At 67.2% G+C, this 15720-nt stretch carries 10 protein-coding genes; 4 read left to right on the top strand and 6 right to left on the bottom strand.

Annotated elements, in window-relative coordinates; all coding sequences use genetic code 11:
• From BLQ74_RS27585 to BLQ74_RS21995, 4 genes are all read left to right on the top strand, one after another.
• A partial coding sequence (locus BLQ74_RS27585) for a hypothetical protein (protein ID WP_212633157.1) occupies positions 1–197 on the top strand: 197 nt, incomplete at its 5' end.
• 63 nt (positions 198–260) lie between these two features.
• A complete protein-coding gene (locus tag BLQ74_RS27185; RefSeq protein WP_139199101.1) occupies positions 261–851 on the top strand; it encodes a hypothetical protein in 591 nt (196 codons plus the stop codon).
• Between the two features lie 383 nt (positions 852–1234).
• On the top strand, positions 1235–2956 hold the full coding sequence (locus BLQ74_RS22000) for an ABC transporter permease (RefSeq protein WP_090266415.1): 1722 nt from the start codon (positions 1235–1237) through the stop codon (positions 2954–2956).
• 9 nt (positions 2957–2965) lie between these two features.
• The gene (locus BLQ74_RS21995; RefSeq protein ID WP_090266412.1) at positions 2966–4264 is read left to right on the top strand and encodes an ABC transporter ATP-binding protein; all 1299 of its coding nucleotides are present in this window, start codon (positions 2966–2968) and stop codon (positions 4262–4264) included.
• Positions 4265–4280: 16 nt separating this feature from the next.
• On the opposite strand, the gene BLQ74_RS21990 is transcribed toward BLQ74_RS21995, so the two are convergent.
• The 6 genes from BLQ74_RS21990 to BLQ74_RS21965 all read right to left on the bottom strand — a co-directional run bounded on the left by BLQ74_RS21990 (position 4281) and on the right by BLQ74_RS21965 (position 15720).
• Complete coding sequence (locus BLQ74_RS21990) at positions 4281–5018, bottom strand: substrate-binding periplasmic protein (RefSeq protein ID WP_090266409.1); 738 nt, start codon at positions 5016–5018, stop codon at positions 4281–4283.
• A gap of 72 nt (positions 5019–5090) precedes the next feature.
• Positions 5091–9581 carry a PAS domain-containing hybrid sensor histidine kinase/response regulator gene (locus BLQ74_RS21985; RefSeq protein ID WP_090266456.1) on the bottom strand — a complete coding sequence of 1497 codons (4491 nt, stop codon included), beginning with the start codon at positions 9579–9581 and terminating at the stop codon, positions 5091–5093.
• Positions 9582–9635: 54 nt separating this feature from the next.
• On the bottom strand, positions 9636–11348 hold the full coding sequence (locus BLQ74_RS21980; RefSeq protein WP_090266406.1) for a putative bifunctional diguanylate cyclase/phosphodiesterase: 1713 nt from the start codon (positions 11346–11348) through the stop codon (positions 9636–9638).
• 157 nt (positions 11349–11505) lie between these two features.
• Positions 11506–12438, bottom strand: a complete 933-nt coding sequence (locus BLQ74_RS21975) for an NAD-dependent epimerase/dehydratase family protein (RefSeq protein ID WP_090266404.1) — start codon at positions 12436–12438, stop codon at positions 11506–11508.
• A 101-nt stretch (positions 12439–12539) separates the two neighbouring features.
• The gene (locus BLQ74_RS21970) at positions 12540–13586 is read right to left on the bottom strand and encodes an HlyD family secretion protein (RefSeq protein ID WP_090266401.1); all 1047 of its coding nucleotides are present in this window, start codon (positions 13584–13586) and stop codon (positions 12540–12542) included.
• 7 nt (positions 13587–13593) lie between these two features.
• Entirely contained in the window at positions 13594–15720 is a 2127-nt protein-coding gene (locus tag BLQ74_RS21965) for a TolC family protein (RefSeq protein ID WP_090266398.1), read from the bottom strand.

Below are 15720 nucleotides of genomic sequence, written 5' to 3'. Positions count from 1 at the left end.
CATACGATCAAACTACAGGCGAACGGTCCAGACGATTCCAAGGCCTCGGCTTCTGCCTTACCGATCAGAAGCAGATTCTCTGTGGCGTTAGCGAAACGGTCGGCTATGTGGCTTACCCCAAAGCATCAAGCCTGCCGCAAGTGCTCAAACTGCTGGAGAGCATAGAGTTCCTTGAGCCTGCCGCCAAGTCGCCATGATTATCGATGCCTTTGGTGGCGAGCATAGGTAACTGGAAGGCTATGTGCCAAGGAAGATCTAAAATGCTACGTCTTTCTTCAGTTGTCATGCTTTGGGGAATTGCAGTTGGTAATGCCTGCGCGGCTCCTACTAAAGCCATTGTCCATGAGGTGGAGTTCAATGGTTGCCGTTTCAAAATTATGGATAGTTATGGAGGGTCGCTAAAGGTAAGTCGATACTCGCCCCCTAAAATGGCTTTTTATAATTACCCACCGAATCCCAATGCTCGCCACGCGGTTGAGGTTTCAATTCGCTTCACTTGTGACACCAAAGATGGTTGGCGTGCATTTACTGAGCTTGGCTTTGATAAACAAAATGGCAAATGGAAACTCCTTCCGAATAAGTATGACCCGGAAAATAGCGCGAAAGTGAAGTTATATCCCCTGACTGGGAAGGGCACTGACGGTGCAGCATCGACTGACGACCAAACCACGGGAGATGAGAGCAGGCGGACTCAAGGATTGGCATTTTGCCTTACTGACCAGAAGCAAATTCTTTGCGGTACTAGCGAAGCGGTCGGCTATGTGGCTTACCCCAAAGCATCAAGCCTGCCGCAAGTGCTCAAACTGCTGGAGAGCATAGAGTTCCTTGAGCCTAGCGCCACGTCGCCATAAGCCGCAGGTACTGGCGGGCAGCAGGCGGGTGGATATCCGCCAGCCTTGGTGGTTCGGTCGGGCGGGCATCCAGGGCAGTGGTGGCGAACGATAAGACGCTCCGCGCGCGGGCTCGCCGAGGCCCTGCGGCAGCGCGTACTCAGGCCGCGTTTGTCTTCGCCGTGGTGGGCGGTTGCAGGCGTGGGCGTGGTTCGGCCGGGCTGGCATGGGGTAACATTGCCGCGCCTTAAGTCGGGCTTAATCCGCTTCCGGTACTTACACGCCGCCCCGGCGATGCCGGCAGCCTGCGCGGCCGTAATGGCACGGTAAGCTGGCTAGGCCATACTCCTCACCGATTTCGCCCCCCCGAATGCTCGTCCCAGGCTGACGCTAAGAGAGTTTGCATGGCATTCCTATTTTCGAGTTCGTCTGGTATTCGGGACGTCGCGCCCAACCGTTGGGACTGGATTCTGCTGCCGCTGGTGCTCGCGCTGCTGGTGGCCGCCGCCTATGGCGCCACGCAGATGAGCCGGCCGTTCGTGGTCGGCGAGGCGCTGCCGATCTCGCTCGATCCGGTCTACCTGCCGTACTACCTGTTGCGCACCATCCTGCGGATGTTCACCGCGCTGGGTTTCTCGCTGCTGTTCGCCTTCCTCTTCGCCGCCATCGCCGCCAAGTACCGCGCCGCCGAGAAGGCCATGATCCCGTTGCTGGACGTGCTCCAGTCGGTGCCCATCCTCGGCTTCCAGGCCATCGCCATCGCGCCCTTCATCGCGCTCTTCCCCGGCAATCTGCTGGGCGTGGAGTGCGCCGCGGTGTTCGCCATCTTCACCTCGCAGGCCTGGAACATGGCGCTGAGCCTGTATCAGTCGTTCCGCAACGTGCCGCCCGAACTCAACGAGGCGGCGCGTATTTTCCAGCTCTCGCCGTGGCAGCGCTTCTGGCGCCTGGAGCTGCCGTTCGCCATGCCCGGGCTGCTGTGGAACATGATGATGTCGATGTCCGGCGGCTGGTTCTTCCTGGTCGCCGCCGAGGCGATTTCGGTGGCCGGGCAGGACATCAAGTTGCCGGGGATCGGTTCCTATATCGCGGTGGCCATCGATGCGCGCGACCTGACGGCGATCCTCTGGGCCATCGGCGCCATGCTCACCGGCATCCTGCTCTACGACCAACTGTTCTTCCGCCCGCTGCTGGCCTGGGCCGACCGCTTCCGCTTCGAGGAGTCCCAGGGCGATACCGCGCAGCGTTCCTGGGTGCTCGACTGGGGACGGCGCACGCGCTGGCTGCGCTCGCTCAGCCTGCGGGCGATCGGTCTGTTCCAGCGCTGCATGGGCTGGTTTGGCCAGCGCCACGACGGCACCCGGCCGCGCCGCCGCTGGCTGCGCATGCCGGTGTGGTGGCCGCGGGTCTGGGATGTGCTGCTGGTGCTGATCTGCCTGGGCGCCTTCGCCCGGCTGGCGCTGTTCGTGCGCCAGGACGTGGGCTGGGGGGAAACCCTGCACGTGATCGGCCTGGGCGGCATCACCCTGCTGCGGGTGATGCTGTTGATCGCCCTGGCGTCGATGATCTGGCTGCCGGTGTCGATCTGGATCGGCCTGCGCCCGCGCTATTCGCAGAAGGTCCAGGCGCTGGCGCAGTTCCTCGCCGCGTTCCCGGTCAACCTGCTGTTCCCGCTGGTGGTGGTGGCCCTGGTGAAGTACCAGTTGAACCCGAACATCTGGCTCAGTCCGCTGATGGTCTTCGGGACCCAGTGGTACATCCTCTTCAATGTGGTCGCCGGCGCCGCGACCATTCCCAACGAGTTGCGCCTGGCCGCCGACAACCTCGGCCTGCGCGGCTGGCTGAAATGGAAGCGGGTGTACCTGCCGGCGGTCTTCCCCAGCTACATCACCGGGGCGATCACCGCCAGCGGCGGCTCGTGGAACGCCAGCATCGTCGCCGAGTACGTCACCTGGGGCGATACCTCGCTGTCCGCCAACGGGCTGGGCAGCTACATCAAGCAGATGACCGATAGCGGCGATTTCCACCGCATCGCCCTGGGCATCGGGGTGATGTGCATTTACGTGATGCTATTGAACCGTTTCTTCTGGAGCCGCCTGTATCGGCTGGCGGAAACCCGGCGCTGAGGTTTGTCGATGAAAGCAAGTCCGCTGATTGAACTGAAGGCCGTCGGCAAGGCCTTTCTCACTTCCGACGGCACCCCGCGCAACGTGCTCGAAAACGTCGATTTCTGTCTCTACGAGCAGGAGATCGTCGCGCTGCTGGGGCGCTCCGGCTCCGGCAAGTCCACGCTGTTGCGCATCATGGCCGGGCTGGTGGCCGCCGACCACGGCGAGGTCTGCTATCGCGGCCAGCCGATCTACGGGCCGGTCAGTGGCGTGGCCATGGTCTTCCAGTCCTTCGCCTTGTTCCCCTGGCTGACGGTGCAGCAGAACGTCGAGCTGGGCCTGGAGGCGCAGGGCGTGCCGCCGGCCGAGCGCGAACGGCAGGCCGACGCGGCGCTGGAGCTGATCGGCCTGGCCGGCTTCGGCGGCGCCTTGCCGCGCGAGCTGTCCGGCGGCATGCGCCAGCGCGTGGGGATTGCCCGGGCGCTGGTGATGAACCCCGAAGTGCTGCTGATGGACGAAGCCTTCTCGGCCCTCGACGTGCTCACCGGCGAGACTCTGCGCGACGACATGCTCGAACTCTGGGAAGAGCGCCGCATCAGCACCAAGAGCATCCTGGTGGTGTCGCACAACATCGAGGAGACGGTGATGATGGCCGACCGTATCCTGCTGCTCTCCAGCGACCCCGGGCGGGTGCGCTCGGAGCTGCGCATCGACCTGCCGCGTCCGCGCAATGCCGACTCGCCGGAGGTGCGCGCGCTGATCGACCAGGTCTACGAGCTGATGACCCAGCGCCCCGAGCAGGTGGTCGCCAAGGGCGCGCCGCTGGCGGTGGACCTCGGCTACCGCCTGCCCGACGCCGATATCGCGCGTATGGAGAGCGTGCTCGAACTGGTCGCCGGCGAGCCCTTCAATGGCAAGGCCGACCTGCCGCACCTGGCCGAAGAGACGGAGCTGCCCGACGAGGTGCTGATCCCGGTCTGCGAGGCGCTGAGCCTGCTCGGCCTGGCCCAGGTGGTGGCCGGCGACATTCGCCTGACCCGCCAGGGACGCATCTATGTGACCGCGCGCCAGGCGCGCCGCCAGGACCTGTTCGCCCGCCAGTTCCGCGGCCGGGTATCGCTGGCGGCGTTCATTCTCGACAGCCTGAAAACCACCGGCAGCCTCACCGAAAAAGCCGTGCTGGAGCGCCTGGAGGAATTCATGGACGCGGAGGAGGCCGAGCGCGTGCTCAAGGTCGTCATCGAGTGGGGGCGCTATGCCGAACTCTTCGAGTACGACTTCCACACCCGCCGCCTGACCTTGCCGGAGCCGGAAATGCCGGCCTGAAGCCGGCGCGGGGAGATCAGGGCAGCGCCGCCTCGTAGCGACGCAGGATGGCCGCGTAGGCGGGGTCGCGGCGCATGCTCGCGGCGGCCTCTTCGAGGGCGGCGCGCAGGTCGGCCGGATAATTCAGCGGGCCGGCGAGGTAGACGACCTTGCGCTCGCCGATCGGCGGACCGACATGCACCCGCGCCGGGTCGATGCCGCTGGCCTGCAGCAGCGGGCGCAGGGCCAGGTCGGCGACCAGCCAGGCGTCGATACGGCCGAGCATCAGCTTGTTCACGTTGAGGTTTTCGAGCGTCACCGGCTCGACCCGCGGCAAGCCGAGGGCGGGCAGCTCCGGTTCGATGGCATTGCCTTTCAGATAGCCGATGCGGCCCTGGCGCAGGCGTTCGAGCGGCCAGTCGGCGCGCTCCCCGGTGGTCGCCAGGACGAAGCGGTAGGCATACAGCGGAACCAGCCAGGAGTAGTGCGCGCGGCGCTGCTCGGTGAGCGACAGCGGCACGATCAGATCATGCGCGGAGCGTTGCGTGTTCAGTTGCGCCCGCGCCCAGGGGGACTCGCTGAACGTCAGTTTCAGGCGGCCGTCGCTGTGGCGTTCGAGGAGCCTGACCAGTTCCGCGGCGAGGCCTTCGACCTGGGCGTTTTCGCTGAAGATCAGCGGTCTGAGGTCCGGGTGGTTGACCCGGATCGTTTCGCTGGCGCTGAGGCCCGCGAGGGGCGCGATGGCCAGCGCCAGGGCAAGGCAGTAACGAAGCATCGATGATCCTTTCAGACCCGTGTCGCCAGCGCCGGTCACGGCGTTCGACGGTGCCCATTCGCCGGGGCTGTCTCACGGGTGCAGTTCCTTGAGCAATTCCTGTCCGACGCGCAACGCGGCGCGAAAATCCAGGGACTCGATCAATGCGCTGAATTGCGCGAAGTGTGCCGATTCGGCCATGGCCCTCTGTTGCGCGAGGCCTTCGCAATGGCCGATGGCGTCGAGATTACCGGTTTCCAGCAATAAAAGTATGTCAGCCAGGCGCTGGCGAATCTCCGGCTGGCTGAGGTGCCCCGCGCCGGCGCCGTCCGGGCGCAGCGGCGGGCTGTCGAACATGTGCGTCAGGGCCAGGCTGCTGGCAGCGAGCAACTGGCGGAACTCGTCCAGCCGCACGCGGCCCAGGGCCTCCGCCGGCTGGCTGGCGTCGCACTGCGCGAGGTCGGCCTCCAGGGTCGCGGCGCGCGCAGCCAGTTGGCGCGCGCCCATGGTGCCGGCGCTACCCTTGATGGTGTGCAGGGTGGCACCCAGGGCGCGCAGGTCGGCGCTGTCGATCAGCGCTTCCAGGCGTGCGAAATGCTGCTGCATTTCCGGCGCGAAGCTTTTCAGCACGCGGTGGACCAGCCGCAGGTCGCCGCCGAAACGGCCGAGGATGCTGTCCCGCGGTTCGACCAGCGTGGCCGCGCCGTTCGCCGCCTGGGCCGGGTCGGCGGGGCTCTGGGGAATACCGAACTGGTTGAGCAGGCGGCCGACCAGTTGTTCCTTGTCGATCGGCTTGGCGAGGTGATCGTTCATCCCGGCGTCGAGGCAGGCCTGGCGATCGGCCTGGGAGGCGTTGGCGGTCATCGCCACGATGGGCAGTTCGGCGAAGCGGCTGTCCGCGCGTATCCGCCGGGTCGCTTCGAGGCCATCGATGTCGGGCATCTGCATGTCCATCAGTACGGCGTCCAGCGGCGGCTCGGCCTGCATCACCTGGCGCACGCCTTCCAGGCCGCCTTCGGCGAGCAGCACGCTGGCGCCTTCCCCGGCGAGCAGTTCGGCGGCGACCTGGCGGTTCAGCGCATTGTCCTCGACCACCAGCAGGCGCCGCCCGGCCAGGCGCTGGGTCGCGCTGCCGCGCCGAGGCGGGCGTGTCTGCTGCGCTTCGTGGCCGATCGCGCGCTGCACCGAGTCGGCCAGTTGGCGCGGGGTCACCGGCTTGGTCAGGAAGTCGACGAAGGGCGGGGTCGGGCTGTCCTGCTCGTCGGCCAGAATCTCGCGGCCGTAGGCGGTGATCATGATGATCATCGGCGGCGTCGGCGTCCGCGCTTCCTGGCGGATCAGCCGCGCCGCGCTCAAGCCGTCGAGGTCGGGCATGCGCCAGTCCATCAGCACCACGTCGTAGCTCCGGCCCTCGCGCAGCTCCTGGCGGAAACGCTCCACCGCGAAGGCGCCGCCGCCGACCACGTCGGCCTGCCAGCCGAATGCCTGGCAGGTGCGCAGCATCAGCTCGCCGGCGCAGTCGTTGTCGTCGGCCACCAGAATCCGCAAGGGCTTGCCGAGGCCACGGCAGCCGGCGCGCAACGACTCGGCGCTGGCGATTTTCAGCGGGATGTCGAAGCAGAAGCGGCTGCCCACGCCGAGGCTGCTCTCCACCCGCAGTTCGCCGCCCATGAGTTCCACCAGGCGCTTGCAGATGAACAGGCCCAGCCCGGTGCCGCCGAAGCGGCGCGAGGTCGAGGCCTCGGCCTGGGTGAAGCCCTCGAAGATGCGCTGCAACTGATCGGCGCCGATGCCGATGCCGGTGTCGCTGACGCTGACGCGCAGGCGGATGCTGTCGTCGAGGCGCTGCACCTGCTGCAGGCTGACCACCACCTGGCCGTGGCTGGTGAACTTGAGCGCGTTGCCGGCCAGGTTGATGAGAATCTGCTGCAGGCGCAGGCGGTCGCCCTCGACCACGTTCGGCAGCTCGGTATCGAGGTCGAAGAGCATCTCGACATCCTTGGTCCCGAGGTTGCCGGAGAGCACCACGGCGAGGTCTTGCATCAGGCTTTCCAGCTCGAACGGATGCGGTTCCAGGAGCAGCTTGCCGGCCTCGATCTTCGAGTAGTCGAGGATGTCGTTGAGCAGCCCGAGCAGGGAGGTGGCGGCCGAATGCGCCTTCTGCACGTAGTCGAGCTGGCGGCCGTTCAGCTCGGTCTGCTGGACCAGGTGGAGCATGCCCAGCACGGCGTTCATCGGCGTGCGGATCTCGTGGCTCATGTTGGCCAGGAACGACGACTTGGCCGCGTTGGCGGCGTCGGCCTGCGCCTTGGCCTGGCGCAGGGAGGTCTGCAGCTCCTGCTCGCGGGTGATGTCCAGGTTGGTGCCGGTCACGCGCCGGGCCTTGCCGTCGGGGCCGCGCTCGACCTGGGCGTTGGCCTGGATGTAGCGGGTCCGGCCGTCGGGCAGGACGATGCGGAAGACCGCATTGAAGGTGCCGCGTCCGTCCACGGCGTCCTGCATGCAGGCGAGGGTGGCGTCGAGGTCGTCGGGGTGCAGGCGCGCGACCCAGTGCTGGAAGGTCATGCCGGTGGCGCCGAGCGCCGGCGGGTATTCGTACAGCTCGAACATCCGCTCGTTCCAGTGCAGCGAGTCGTCGTCGGTGTGCCAGGCCCAGATGCCCAGGTCGGCGATGCCGGCGGCCAGCATCAGCTGGTCGCGGGCCTGGCGCAGCCGGTCTTCGGCGGCCTTGCGCGCGGTGATGTCGACGGCGATGCCGAGGTTGCCGGCGATCTGCCCGTTGTCCTCGCGAATGGTGGTGACCACCAGGCTCACCGGGACGCGCGAGCCGTCCTTGCGCACGTAGGTCCACTCGCGGGTCTCCGCGCCCTCGCGCTGCGCCTTCTCGGTGAACACCCGGAAGCCCTCGATGGGCTGGCCGTACTCGGCGCTGAGTTCGACGCCGCGCGCGGCCACTTCGGCGTCGACGTGGATCAGCGCCGGGGTGGCCTTGCCGACCACCTCCTGTGCCGAGTAGCCGAGCAGGCGCTCGGCGCCACGGTTGAACACGGTGATGCGGCCGTCGGGATCGGTGGCGATGATCGACACCTCGGAAGCCGATTGCAGGACGCTGCCGAACAGCATGTTGAGCTGGCGCAGCTCGGCGGTGCGCTCGGCCACCTGTTGTTCCAGGTTGCTGTTGAGTTCGCGGATGCGCGCCTCAGCGGCCTTTTGCTGGCTGATGTCGCGAACCGTCTTCGAGGCCCCGACCACGCGGCCGTGGGCGCCGAGAATGGGCGAGACGGTGACGGACACGTCGAGCAGCCGGCCGTCCTGGTGGCGGCGGCGCGTCTCCAGGCTGGCGACGTTCTCGCCGCGGGCGATGCGCGCCAGGATGTCGCGCTCCTCGGCGACCAGTTCGGCGGGCACCAGCAGCTCGACGACGCGCTTGCCCAGCGCCTGTGCTTCGCTGTAGCCGAAGAGCTTCTCGGCGCCGGCGTTCCAGCTGGTCACCACGCCGTCGAGCGTCTTGCCGATGATGGCGTCGCCGGAGGACTCGACGATCGCCGCCAGGCGCGCTTGGTCGTCGATGATCTGGCGGCGCCGCTGGCGGCTCACCTCGGTCACCGCCAGCAGGGTGGCGAGCAGCGCGCTGAGCAGGCAGCCGACGCCGAACAGGAGGTTGGGCGACAACTGTTGCAGGCGCTCGATGAACAGTGGGCGTGCGCTCAGCGCCAGTTGCCAGCGGCGGCCGAACACCTCGCGTTGCACGGTCTGGGTATAGCGTCCGGGGCCGGCCTGTTCGTCGCTGCGGTAGAACGATTGCGGCTGCTCGCCGGTGATATCGCTCAGCTCGAACTGCACGGCCTGGTTGTCGATGTCCAGGCCGTTGAGCACCTCGCTCATCATCAGCGGCGCGACGCTCCAGCCGAACGCCAGGCGCTCGCGCTCGGCGAGGCTCCGTGGCGTGATGCCGCCGCGATAGATCGGCAGCAGCATGAGGAAGGATTGCTGCGGCTTTTCCGTTCCCTGCACCAGGGTGATCGGCGCGGTCAGGCGCGCCTGGCCGCTCTGCACGGCGGCCCAGGCCGCGGCGCGCCGGTTGCTCTCCGAGGCGATGTCCAGGCCCAGCGCGGCGAGGTTGCGTTCTTCGGGTTCGAGGTACTGGATGACGAAGCGCTCGCCGTCCTGCGGCGTCAGTTGCTGGATGCGCAAGTCCGGCGCGCCGTCGGCGCGGGCGCGGCGGAGGAACTCGGCCTCTTCGCCGGGCGCTACCCGGCGCACGAAGCCGAAGCCGCGCGCGCCGGGAAACTCGCGGGCGATGTCGCGGGTCAGGCTGTAGCGGCGGAACAGCTCGCGGCCGATGTCGTGTTCACCGGCGATCAGCACGGCGCCGCGGGTGCCGCGCAGACCGTACTGGTACAGCTGCAGGCGCGCGATCACGCTGTCGCCGACGCGCCGCGCCTCCTGCGCCACGGCGGCAATGGCCTGGCGCTCGTTGCCGCGTTCGAGCAGCCAGGCGCCCAGCCAGGAGCAGGCGATGCCCAGGAGCAGCGCGGCCCAGGCGGCGCTGGGGAGGAAAATGCGCGGTTTCTTCACGTTCAGCCAATCCCTTCCGTTGTCGTGAAAATTCAAACCTTCCGGGGCCGCCGGAGGCGCTTACGGCAGAGGCGCCGACAGCGCGACCGGCACGCCCTGTTCAAGCAGCTCGGTCATCTTCGCGCAGGGCAGCGGGCGGCAGTACAGATAGCCCTGCATCACCTTGCAGCCCAACTGCAGCAGGGCGCGTTCCTGGGCGCAGGTTTCCACGCCTTCGGCGACCAGTTCGAGGTCGAGCGCCTGGCCGAGCTTGATGATCGTCTCGACGATGGCCGAGTCGCTGCGGTCGGTGAGCATGTCGCGGACGAAGCTCTGGTCGATCTTCAGCACGTCGACCGGGAAACGCTTGAGGTAGGCGAGGCTGGAATAGCCGGTGCCGAAGTCGTCGATGGCGATGCGCACGCCGAGGCCGCGCAGGGCGGCGAGGGTCTGGCGGGCGCCCAGGCTGTCGCTGGCGAGCACGCCCTCGGTGATCTCCAGCTCGATCAGCCGCGGATCGACGTGGGCTTCGGCGAGGATGGCGGCGACCTGGGCGACGAAGTTTTCGTCGCGGAACTGCACCGCCGAGATGTTCACGCTGACCGCGATGGCATGTCCGGCGTCGTGCCAGGCCTTGGCGTCCTGGCAGGCGCGCAGGAGGATCTGCCGGCCGATGGGCAGGATCAGCCCGGTTTCCTCGGCCAGGGGAATGAATTCGGCCGGCGATTCCAGCCGGCCCTCGCCGTTGCGCCAGCGGATCAACGCCTCGACGCCGACGATGCGTTGATCCGCGGCCTCCACCTTGGCCTGGTAGAAGACCTCGAAGACGCCGTTCTCCAGCGCCTGGCGCAGATGCCGTTCGAGCATCTGCCGGGCGCGCATGCGGTTCTCGATTTCCGCGGAGAAGAAACAGAAGCCGTTGCGCCCGGCCTGCTTGGCCTGGTACATGGCCGAGTCGGCATGGCGGAAGAGTTCCTCGGGGTCGTTGCTGTCGTCGGGGAACAGGCTGATGCCGATGCTCGCCGTGAGGTGGTAGCGGTCCGCGCGGATCAGCAGCGGCTCGGCGATGTCCGCCAGCAGTTGCGTGGCCAGGTCGCTCACCGCTTCGAAGGAGGTCACCTCCTGCAGCAGCAGGATGAACTCGTCGCCGCCGGGGCGGCTGATGCTGTCCACCAGGCGCCCATGGCCGAGCAGGCGCTGGGCGACGCTCTTCAGGATGGCGTCGCCCACCGAGTGGCCCTCGGCATCGTTGATGGCCTTGAAGTTGTCCAGGTCGAGCAGCAGCATGGCCACCCGCTGGTGGCTGCCGCGCGCGCTGTCGATGGCCTGGTCGATGCGCTCGGCCAGCAGCGCGCGGTTGGGCAGGTTGGTCAGCGGGTCTTGCTTGGCGAGGATGCGCGCCATCTGCCGCAGGCGCACATGGGTGCGGATGCGCGCGCGGGCCACTGGCACGTTCATCGGCTTGGAGATGAAGTCGACGCCGCCCAGGTGCAGGGCGCGCAGCTCATGGGCGACCTGGTTGTAGGCGGTGACGAAGATGATCGCGGTGTCGGCGAGCTTGGGATCGGCCTTGAGCTGCTGGCAGACCTCGAAGCCGTCCATGCCGGGCATCTCGATGTCGAGCAGCACCAGGTCCGGGCGGATGCGCTTGGCCAGGGCGATCGCCTGGGGCCCGTCGGAGGCGAAATGAATGATCCCCAGGCCTTCCGCAGCCTTGCCCAGCAGGCGGATATCGCTGGCCTGGTCATCGACGATCAGTAACACCGACTCATCGTTGAACGCCTGATACTGCATTCCCTCGCTCCTACAGACAGATCCTTCAATCGACATCTAATTTGCAGGAGGCTAGACCATTGCTGGCGATTTGCCTGGGCGCGCCGGCTGTTTCTGGCCCGCGACGGGCGCGCCGAGCGGGCCGGGCCGCCGTCCAGGGCCTGCCGGCGGCGCGGGATCAGAGGCTCTTGAGCAGCCGCGAGAGGCCCTCCGCCAGGCTGGTCGGCGAGTTCAGGCTGAAGTGTTCGAGCAGGCGCCGGTTGTCCGCGCGCGAATGGCGGATGTCGCCGGGGCGCGGCGACTCGAACTGGAAGCTCAAGGTCTTGCCCAGCGCCACGCTCAGTTCCGCGATCAGGTCGTTGAGGCTGATCGACCGGCTGAGTCCGACATTGATCGGCTGGCTGAGCGGTTGCGGCTGCTCCAGCGCCTGGATCAGTATCTTCACCAGGTCGCCGACATAGACGAAGTCGCGGGTCTGTTCGCCATCGCCGAAGATGGTGATGGGCGCATCGTTCCTGGCCCGTTCGCTGAAAATGCTGATCACCCCCGAGTAGGGCGACGAGGGGTCCTGGCGCGGGCCGAAGATATTGAAGAAACGCAGGATGGTCGGTTCCAGGCCGTGCTGGCGGCGGTAGAAGTCCAGGTAGTGCTCGCTGGCCAGTTTATCGGCGGCATAGGGCGTCAGCGGGGCCTTCGGCGTGTCTTCGTGGACGGTCGCGCCTTCGCCGTTGTTGCCGTAGACGGCGGCGCTCGAGGCGAACACCAGCCGTTTCACATTGGCCTGGCGCATCGCCTCGCAGACGTTGACGGTGCCGATGAAGTTGCTCTGATGGGTGCGCAGCGGGTCCTCGACGGAGGCCTGGACCGAGGCGACGGCGGCCAGGTGCACGACCGCGCGGCAGTCGCTCATCGCCCGCTCGACCATGCTGGCGTCCGCCACGTCGCCCACCACCAGGCACAGATTGGGGTTGTCGACCGGCAGATTGGTCAGTTTCCCGCTCGATAGATCGTCCAGCACGCGAACGCTGTAGCCCTTGTCGAGCAGCGTTTCGACGACATGCGAACCGATGAAGCCCGCTCCACCGGTTACCAGAATTCGTTCAACGCTCATGGCAGGTCACTCCAACAGACACAGAATCGTGCACGCCGCCGCGTGGGCGGCGTGTTCATCCCGATTGCCTCGGGTTTAGCGAATGGGCCGTTCGCCCGGCCTCAATGCGACAGCCCCAGCAGGCGCAGCCAGTCGCTGGGAAAGCGCACGCTCAGCGGCAACTGGTCGATGCGCCAGCGCGCCGGCAGGGGTTGATCGAAGCGGGCGGCGACCTGCAAGCCGATTTCGCTGGCGGCGAAGGGGCCGCGCAGAACCACCGGCGTGCGACTGGCGCTATCGACGGCCTGGACGACGTGGGCATCGCGCCATTCGCCATCCGGCATGCGCACTTTCAGCGGCCGGCCGATGCCGGCGTAGCTGATGTTGCGCGGCTCCAGATACACCCAGAGCAAGGGCTCGGCCTGTAGCTCCAGGCGCATCAGCAGCGTTCCCGGGCCGACGTTTTCGCCCGGATTGACCAGCACTTCGGCGACGCGCCCGGTCTCCGGCGTGCTGATCGACAGGGCTTGCAGGCGCGTTTTCAACCATTGCTGCTCGGTGTTCTGCTGGATCAGTTCGCGATCGATGCGGTCGGGCGATTGGCGGGCGATCTGCTCGCGCCGCTCGAAGGCCAGCAGGTCGGCGCGATAACCATCGCGTTCGGCCTGCGCCGCCTGCACCTCGCCACGGGTCGCCGCGCCTTGCTGTAGCAGGCTTTGCAACTGCGCGACGCGCTGTTCCGCACGGCCCACGCGGGCGCTGAGCACCTGGCGCTCCTTGAGCACCAGGCTGGCGTCATCGGCGCGCAGCGATTGCGTGGGCAGGGCGGCCAGTTGCAGCAGGCGGGCCCGCCACTCCGGGTTATCCAGGTCGAGCAGCGGCTGCTGGCTGTGCACCTGCTCGCCGACCGTGACGAAAATCCTGTCGACCCGCCCGGCATCCCGGGCGCGCACTTCCTGGATCGGCAGGTGCAACTGCGCGGGGGCGTCGATCAGCACCAGGCCGTAGACGAAATTGCCGACCAGCCAGATCAGCGGGCTGGCGACCAGGAACAGGATCAGATACCAGCGCAGGCGAAAGGCCATGCGCTTGCCGGGCGCGTAGAGCACATGGATGCCGTTTTCCTGAGTAGGGTTGCGCTCTTTGCCGCTGTCGAAACGAATTTTCATGAGCCGCTCACCGTTTGGGGTAGTCGCGCCAGGCCTGCCAGTCGATGCCGGTCATGCCCAGCGGTTGTAGCTGCGCGCGCCAGGCCGTGCCCTGGCCGCGCAATTGTTCGGCGGAGGCGCCGGCCCAGCTTTCGCTGGACGGCAGTTGCGCTTCGGCACTCTGTGCCAGGCGGAATTGCAGGTCGGGCCAGCGTTTGGCGATCTCCGCGGCCAGTTGCGCGCTGCGTTGCGGGTTGCGCGTATAGATCATCAGGCTGACCCGACGCACGCCGACCGAGGGCAGCGCGCAGGGCACGCAGGGGCGTCCCGGGCTCGCCTCGGCAAACCAGCGGTGGTGGCTGGAAATCTCCACCGGCCACTGGCTGGCGGATGCCGCCGCATGCAAGGTGTCGAGCCAGTCTCTCAGGCGCTGGTCGGGGACCGGCGTGCCCAGTTGCTCCACTTCCAGGTCCAGGTGCAGGCTGGCGAATCCCAGGCCGCGAAGCTTGCCCAGCAGGTTGGTCAGTTGCGCGCGCTGCGCGGGTTCTATCCAGCTCGGATCGCCGAGCAGCAGGCTGACCTGCAGGCCGCTGCGGGCGGCGTCGGCGAGCAGCTGTTCGAGGCGCTGGCGGGTCACGCTCAGGTTGGCCACCTGGGCGGCGTCGAGGCCGAGGTAGATTTTCTGCATGCCGGCATTGCGCAGGGCCTGCAGTTCCGCCGGCCGCTCGCGGGGATCGAGCAGGGCGGCGCTGTTCCAGATATAGGTGGCTTGCAGCCATTGATCCGGCGCGCTCGGCGTTGCCTTGCCCGTGCTCGCAAGGGGCGGGTCGCCATCGGGCGGAGACGCTTGGGTCTTCAGCATCGGCGTCCACTCCATGCGCTCGTCACCGAGCAGCTCGGCGAACTGCGGGCTGTCCTCGGTGAACAGGTTCAATTCGGCCTGGCGCAGCCAGGCGGCATGCCAGGCGGCGATGTACTCGAATCCTGACTGGAAATAGATGCGCTCGGTGCTCAACAACGCGTCGAGGTTGCCATCGGCGCTCAGCCTGCCGCGGCTGTCCTCCTCGTTGAGCGCCAGGGCGGCGGTGCGCCATTGCTGGCCGCGCAGCCTGATCGAGGCTTGCGCGGCATTCTGCGCGCGCAGCGCCTTGCTCAACTCCAGTTGCAAGGATTGCTGTTCGGCCTCGACCCGCTCGGAGGCCGCTTCGTAACGCGCATCGGCGACCTGCTGGCGCGCGCGGGTGTCGCCGACCAGGTCGAACGGCGCCGAGATGACCAGGCTGGCGACCAGGCCGCTACCGGCCTTGTCCGAGCCGCTGCGGTACTCGCGGGTGGCGGCCAGGATCACGTCGGAGTCGATGGCCGAATACCAGGGTTGGTCGCGTTGCTTGTCGGCCAGCTCGCGCAGGCTCTGCTTTTCCACCACGCGCGGATGCTGACTCAACGCGATCCGCCACTGATTCGGCGTTTGCGGCCGGGACGCCAGCGGCTCGGCCACGGCCTCGGCATCCGCCGGTATCGAGGTCTTGCTCAGGTTCGCCAGGTCGTCGCGGACTTCCGCCTCGATGGCGCTCAGCGCCTGGCATTGGTTGGCCAGTCCTTCCCACTCGTTCATCTGCAACTGGCTTTCGGAGGTGCGCGACAGGCCTTTCTTCATGCGCAGGCGAATCGCCTCGGCGGCCTTCTTTGCCGAGGGCTGCAGCGTCGCGCAGAGCGCGACCTCCTGTTGCGCGCGCCACCAGTCGGCGTAGGCGCTGCGCAGGGCCAGGCGTTGGCTGGCGGCGGCCAGGGCGAGGAGCGCCTGTTGGCGCTGGCGCTCGTAATCCTTGGCTTGCAGCAGGTCCAGTTGGCGCTTCAGGCTACCCAGCAGTGGGTGGCGCAGACCGACGCTGAGGTTGCGCCCGTAGTAGTCGTCGCGAATGCTCTGCGTCACCAGTTCGCGGTAGCGCCCCATCCCGCCGCCGGCGACCCACTGCCAGCCGGCGGCGTCCTCGGTGATCTTCGACTCGGCGTCTATGGCGCGAAGTTCGGCCTCGCCGGCGCGCAGCAGCGGGTTGGCCTGTTGCTTGTCGATCAGGGTTTGCAGTGGCAGCGGCTGTGCCAGCACGGCAGCGGATGACAGGGCCAATGTCAGGGTCAGAAGCACCGAGCGCAT

It is taken from the genome of Pseudomonas panipatensis, assembly GCF_900099785.1.
Lineage (GTDB): Bacteria > Pseudomonadota > Gammaproteobacteria > Pseudomonadales > Pseudomonadaceae > Pseudomonas > Pseudomonas panipatensis.
The sequence above is the reverse complement of the archived record's forward strand: the minus strand, read 5'-3'. Positions and strand labels throughout refer to the sequence as shown.